At 72.0% G+C, this 6,446-nt stretch carries 6 protein-coding genes; all 6 read left to right on the top strand.

Annotation, left to right across the window (positions count from 1 at the left end):
• Window positions 1–477 precede the first annotated feature (477 nt).
• The 6 genes from CCN42_RS10660 (at window position 478) to CCN42_RS10635 (ending at window position 6,269) form a co-directional block, all read left to right on the top strand.
• Complete coding sequence (locus CCN42_RS10660) at window positions 478–1,329, top strand: putative RNA methyltransferase (RefSeq protein ID WP_086734866.1); 852 nt, start codon at window positions 478–480, stop codon at window positions 1,327–1,329.
• A 239-nt stretch (window positions 1,330–1,568) separates the two neighbouring features.
• Complete coding sequence (locus CCN42_RS10655; RefSeq protein WP_086734864.1) at window positions 1,569–1,919, top strand: YciI family protein; 351 nt, start codon at window positions 1,569–1,571, stop codon at window positions 1,917–1,919.
• A 32-nt stretch (window positions 1,920–1,951) separates the two neighbouring features.
• Window positions 1,952–3,241 carry an RNA polymerase sigma factor gene (locus CCN42_RS10650; protein WP_086734876.1) on the top strand — a complete coding sequence of 430 codons (1,290 nt, stop codon included), beginning with the start codon at window positions 1,952–1,954 and terminating at the stop codon, window positions 3,239–3,241.
• 387 nt (window positions 3,242–3,628) lie between these two features.
• Window positions 3,629–4,093: an SRPBCC family protein gene (locus tag CCN42_RS10645; RefSeq protein WP_086734875.1), complete on the top strand. Its 465-nt coding sequence runs from the start codon at window positions 3,629–3,631 to the stop codon at window positions 4,091–4,093.
• Between the two features lie 383 nt (window positions 4,094–4,476).
• Window positions 4,477–5,139: a ThuA domain-containing protein gene (locus CCN42_RS10640; protein WP_086734862.1), complete on the top strand. Its 663-nt coding sequence runs from the start codon at window positions 4,477–4,479 to the stop codon at window positions 5,137–5,139.
• On the top strand, window positions 5,124–6,269 hold the full coding sequence (locus CCN42_RS10635) for a Gfo/Idh/MocA family protein (protein ID WP_086734860.1): 1,146 nt from the start codon (window positions 5,124–5,126) through the stop codon (window positions 6,267–6,269). The genes CCN42_RS10640 and CCN42_RS10635 overlap by 16 nt, the downstream gene beginning before the upstream one ends.
• The last annotated feature ends 177 nt before the right edge of the window (window positions 6,270–6,446 follow it).

Genomic DNA, 6,446 nt, shown 5'->3' with positions numbered 1-6,446 from the left:
CCGATCTGGAGCGCGCTCCAGGTCAAGCACCGTTGTGGCGGGCGGTCCGGGCCGGCCGATCCAGGCTCGCTGTGCCGTCGAAGACGGCTGGACCCGCGGTCACCCCGCGCCCGTGCGGTGCCAGGAGGTCGCCGGCGGCGCCCGCTCCTCACGGAAGTCCTCCGGCGACTGCGGTCCGACGGCCGGGTGCAGGACCGGCCCGGCCTCTGCTGGATGTGGCCGGGGTTCGCTCACCTCGGCGGGGCATCCGGGACTTCGCCGATGCTCGTAGACTCCCTGTGTGGCATTCATGAGCACCCCGCACTGCTGCTTCCTGTGATCGGAAGCCGTTGAGGGCGATGCCGGACGGCGTCGCCCTCCCAGGTGTGCCTGCTGCGTGAACCACCTCCCGACACTGCCCGTTCCTTGCTCGGGCGGTGAGGCTCCGAGTGCGCGCGCAGGCACGGTCTCTTCCCTTCGCCTTGCCAGGAGTGCCTCGTGCCCGTATCGCTTCCCCCTGCCCTCGAACGGTCCCTCGGACTGCTGCGCTGCCCGACGTGCCGTACGCGTCGCCTGCACGCCGACCGCGGCACACTGCGCTGCCCGGTGGGCCACACCTTCGACATCGCCCGCCACGGCTACGCCGGCCTGCTGACGGGCACCCGACCCACCAGCGGCGACGACCCGGCCATGATCCAGGCCCGGGGCCGCTTCCTGTCCACCGGTGCCTACGCGCCCGTACGCGAAGTCGTGGCCCGCCTGGCGTCCGACGCCGTGTCCGAGCGGGCCACGATCGTGGACGTGGGGTGCGGCACCGGCTACTACCTGGGCGGCGTACTCGACCTACTGCCCGGCGCCCGTGGGGTGGGTCTGGACACATCGGTGGGCGCGCTGCGCTCGGCGGCCCGAGCCCATGACCGAGCCGCTGCGGTGGCCTGGGACGTCTTCCGTCCCTTCCCGCTGGCCGACGGGGCGGCCGATGTCGTGCTGAACGTGTTCGCCCCGCGCAACCCGGCCGAGTTCCACCGCGTACTCCGTCCGACCGGCCGCTTGATCGTGGTACGTCCCACCGGGCGGCACTTGGGCGAGCTGCGCGGACTGCTGCCTGCGATGGTCACGATCGACCCGGCCAAGGAACAGCGCCTGCACCGGGCGCTCGCGCCCTTTTTCGAGACCGCCGTCACCGAACAAGTGGAGTATTCCGTGACTCTGACCAGGCTGGACGCCGTGGACCTGGTGGCGATGACACCGAGCGCTCGCCACTTGAGCCGTGCGGACCTGGACGATGACGGTCTCCTGCCCGATCAGGTCACCGTCTCCGTGCTGGCCACCGCCTACCGGCCTCGGTGACCGAGCGCGCGCATTCGTCCGCTGATCGACGAGCGGTGGCAACGCCTGGCGTCCTGCCTTCCCCGCAGCGCGAGGGAGGCAGGGCGTCCGTTCACCGGTCACCGTCGCATCGTCGCAGGCGACGCGTTCGGTCGACACATCTCGGAGGGAGGTGTCGATCTGACCGCATACCGTTCGTCGTCATGGTGTACGGCGACCCGCCGTGCGAGGGAGCCGCAGAGGCTGACAGGAGTCGGACCGTGAAGTACATGCTGCTGATCAATGCCGGAGCGATCGACGAGAAGGGCGCGGCCGCGGAGTGCAGCGTCGAGGACTGGATGGCCTACGACAAAGAAGTGAAGGACGCGGGGATCTGGGTTTCCGGGGAGTCGCTGGCCGACCTGGTCACTTCCACCACGGTCCGGGTCGACCAGGACGGCAGGCGGACCGTCACCGACGGGCCGTTCGCCGAGACCCGCGAGGTCCTCGGCGGCTTCTACGTCATCGACGTACCGGACCTGGACGTCGCGCTCGACTGGGCCGCCCGCTGTCCCGGCGCGCGCGGCAGCGGGTCGGTCGTCGTCCGTCCGGTCGCCGAGTTCGGGGCCTGACGGTGGCGGACGAGGAAGTCGCCGGTGCCGATGTGCCCGTCCAGGCGCCCCGCTCGGTGCCGGTCCAGTCATCCGTGGAGTCGGTGTTCCGTGAGGAGCGTGGCCGGCTGCTGGCCTCCCTCGTCCGCCGGTTCGGCGATCTCGACCTGGCCGAGGACGTTGCCTCCGAGGCCGTGGAGGCGGCTCTGGCGCACTGGCCGGTCGAGGGCGTTCCGGCCAGGCCCGGTGCCTGGCTGTTGACCACGGCGCGCCGCAAGGCCGTCGACCGCTTGCGGCGGGACCAGGCATACGCCGCCCGCCTGGCCGTCTTGCGGGTGGAGGCCGAGCGGGCCGATCCCGCCCCGTCCGCGGACGCCGACGGCGGCCTGCCCGACGATCGGCTGCAGTTGTTCTTCACCTGCGCCCACCCCGCCCTGGCGGCCGAGGACCGCACGGCGCTGACCCTGCGCTGCCTGGCCGGGCTCACGACGCCCGAGGTGGCGCGGGCCTTCCTCGTCCCCACCGCGACAATGGCCCAACGGATCGTCCGGGCGAAGAAGAAGATCCGCCAGGCCCGTGTCCCGTTTCGCGTGCCCGGTGCCGACGAGTTGCCGGAGCGCCTGCCCGGGGTCCTCCAGGTCATCTATTCGATCTTCACCGAGGGGTACGCGGCCAGCTCAGGCCCCCAGTTGCAGCGGCTGGACCTCGCGCAGGAGGCCATCCGGCTGGCGCGGATCCTGCGCCACTTGATGCCCACCGAGCGGGAGGTCGCCGGCCTGCTGGGGCTCATGCTGCTGATCCACGCGCGGCGCGAGGCCCGGACCGGTCCGGACAGCGAGCTCGTGCTGCTCGACGATCAGGACCGCAGCCGCTGGGACCACACGATGATCGAGGAAGGAAGCGGCCTGGTCGTCACCGCGTTGAGCGGCGGACCGCCCGGTCCGTACGGGGTGCAGGCCGCCATCGCCGCCCTGCATGACGAAGCCGCCGACCTCGCGACCACTGACTGGCCACAGATCGCAGCGCTCTACGACGTGCTGCTCCGGCTCACTCCGTCCCCCGTCGTCGCACTGAACCGCGCGGTCGCGGTGGCGATGCGCGACGGCCCGCGGGTGGGCCTGGCGCTGCTCGACGAGCTGGCCGACGAGCCCGCGCTGCGCCGCTACCACCCCTACCAGGCGGCCCGGGCGGACCTGCTGCACCAACTCGGCCGGATGTCTGAGGCCGCCACGGCCTACCGGCAGGCACTCGACCTGGCCGGCACCGATCCCGAACGGGACCACCTCAGACGCCGGTTGAACACCGTCCTGTCATCCGGACCGGGCGACGGAACCGGCACCTGACGGCGGGGCCCCCTGACCTCGTAGACACCACGCGCATCACCCAATCGCGCCCAGCGGCCGGGGAGGGGATCCACCCCTCGGCGACTCGGCGCGGAACCGCGGCACCGGAAGGAGTGAAGGCACCGAGGGAAACGCGGGCGACTGTGCCGTTCACCGGCTCGCCTCTGCAGACGCCTCTGCTCCTGTGCGCCTGCTCGGGTGCGGCGGACACGGCGTTCGCACCATGTGCTGCGGGAACTGGGGCGGGTCGGCGTCGACTCACTGCTCGGAGCGCTGTGGCGGCTGGTGCCGGGGGGTGCCGTGGACCTGCTCGCTCCCTGGACTTCGGCCTGGCGTACGCCCACCGGGTCCCGAGCATGGGTACATGTGCCATGTACCGTGCGGTACATGAAGTCTGTCACCGTATCGATCGGCGTACCGCAGACGCCCGAACAGGTCTACGACTTCCTCGACGTCATGGCTCACCACGAGCGGTTCACCGACCATTACCTGACCGACTGGCCGTACAGCGGCCCGGCCCGCGGCGTCGGTTCGTGCGCCACGGTGACCGCCACGCTGGCCGGCACCAAGACCGACGTCGCCATCGAGGTCGTCGAGGCCGAAGCACCGCATCGCATCGTCGAACGCAACATCAGCGCGGCCGGCCGGCGACTGGCCCACGGCGTCTACACCATCGAGCCACTGCGAACCGGTGGGAGCCGCGTCTCGTTCACGTACGCCTGGACGCGCGCCCCTTTCGCCGACCGCCTGCTGGCACCCGTCCTCCGGGCCACCATGCAGCGCGTCAACCGCACGGTCATGCGGCGTCTGGCCACCGAGTTGGCTCGCCACGTCTCCGCTGCCGGCTCCTGACACAGATGCCGGACGGGCTGCGCTCGACGGGATGATGCGCGCGGCAGGGGTGTCGCGCGGAGCGGCGTGGCCGACGTCGGCATCAGCCCGCCTGACACCGCCTGCCGGAACACCGACCGGCGGGACTGTCTCGCCGGTCCCGCATTTCGTCCTTGCAGTCTTGACGCTCCCCCAACGGCTGGTTAGCGTCACGGCACGCTTTGTCTGAGGGTTAGTCAATGTGCCAGGTGAAGCCCGGTGGTGGTGAGGGAGGCGGAGCAAGGTGACAGGGCAGGAACACCCTGCGAAGAGGGGGATGCTTCGGTGACGCTCTGCATTCCCGAACCGCTCGCCCACGACCAGTGGGCCCTGGTGCGTACCACCGATGGGAGCGTGCAACGCCCGTGACCGGCATACCGAACCGTCGTGCGCTGGTGGTCCGCGGCGGCTGGGAGGGCCACGACCCCGTCACGATCACGGACCTCTTCCTGCCGTTCCTGAAGGACAGCGGCTACACCGTCGAGACCGCGGAGGACCTCGCGGTCTACGAGGACGCCGAACGGCTCGCCGCCACCGACCTGGTGGTGCAGTGCTGGACCATGGGTGACATCACCGCCGAGCAGAGCCGCGGCCTGTCGGCTGCCGTGCGGGCCGGGACCGGCTTCGCCGGCTGGCACGGCGGCATCGTCGACGCGTTCCGCGGCGACCTGGACTACTTCCTGCTGACCGGCGGCCAGTTCCTCATGCATCCGCCCGATTTCGTCGACCACGCCGTGAACCTGGTGTCCGAACGGTCCGGCCACCCGGTCACCCGCGGACTTGCCGACTTCCGGGTGCACACCGAGCAGTACTGGGTCGCCACCGACCCTGCCGTCGACGTACTCGCCACCACGACCTTCGCAGCGGACGAAAACCGCGAAGCCCCCGTCGTGATGCCGGCGGTGTGGACGCGCCGGCACGGTGCGGGACGCGTCTTCGTCTCCACCATCGGCCACAAGGCGGACGACTTCGACGTGCCCGAGGTGCGCGCGCTGACCGAGCGGGGGTTGCTGTGGGCGAGCCGGTGAGCGTGCTGCGGGTCGGCCTCGTAGGGGCCGGCAACATCAGCGGGCAGTACCTCGGCACGCTGGCCGGGACACCGAACCTGCGGCTGACCGCGGTGACCGACCTCGACCCCGGGCGCGCCGCGCAGGCCGCGGCGGGCGCCCGCGCCGTGGTGGTCGGCAGCGTGGCCGAACTCGTCGCGCGCGACGACGTCGACGTCGTGCTCAACCTGACCGTGCCGGCCGTGCACGCCGAGGTCGCGCTGGCCGCGATCGCCGCGGGCAAGCACGTCTACGGCGAGAAGCCGCTGGCCGCCACTCGCGAGGAGGCCGCGGCCGTCCTCGCCGCGGCGCGTGCCGCCGGCGTCCGCGTCGGCTGCGCACCGGACACCGTCCTCGGAACCGGCGTCCAGACCGCGCGCCGGGCCGTCGACGACGGCCTGATCGGATCCCCGGTCGCCGCGACCGCGTTCATGACCACCCCAGGACACGAGATCTGGCACCCCGGCCCGGAGTTCTACTACCGGCCGGGCGGCGGGCCGCTGCTGGACATGGGGCCGTACTACCTGTCCGCGCTGGTCCATCTGCTGGGCCCGGTCACCGCGGTCACCGGCGCCGCGTCCGCGCCGCGCTCCGAGCGGGAGATAGGCTCGGGCCCGCGAGCCGGGCAGCGCTTCCCCGTCGAGGTCGACACCCATGTCACCGGAATCCTGCGGCACGAGGGCGGCGCCCTGTCGACCCTGGTGATGAGCTTCGACGTGCACGCCGCCCGGCTGCCCAGGATCGAGGTGTACGGCACCGGGGGGTCGCTGTCGGTCCCCGACCCCAACCATTTCGACGGACGGGTCGAGCGGTACGCCCCGGATCGGCGGGAGTGGGAGCCGCTGCCCGTGTCCGCCGGATACCCGGGGGCCGGACGCGGGACGGGACTCGCCGACCTGGCGGACGCCCTCGCCGCCGGAAGACCGCACCGGGCGTCCGCGGAACTGGCCGCGCACGTCCTGGAAGTGATGCTCACCCTCCTGGACTCGGCCCACGAGGGCCGCACGTTGCCGGTTGCGGGTTGCCCGCGGCCCGCCTCGGTCGACCTGCCGGCCACCGACGTGCCCGCCGCCGACGTACCGGCCGCCCGGAGGGAGTCCGCCACCGCCTGACGGCGAGGACCGGCCATGGCACCGGCCGGGGCTGCCGGTCCACCGCCTCCCCGAGCGGCCGCCGCGGCTCGGAGGCGGGACGGCCCGGTCCTGGTACCTGGCGAGCTTGAGGAGGACGGGGTTCGTCATGGACCGTGACTGCTGCAGCAAGGTCTTCGGGAGATCTTCCGGCAGGCC

It is taken from the genome of Streptomyces glaucescens, from assembly GCF_002154375.1.
Lineage (GTDB): Bacteria > Actinomycetota > Actinomycetes > Streptomycetales > Streptomycetaceae > Streptomyces > Streptomyces glaucescens.
Note: the sequence above shows the minus strand (reverse complement) of the source record. Positions and strands in the feature narration are given on the sequence as shown.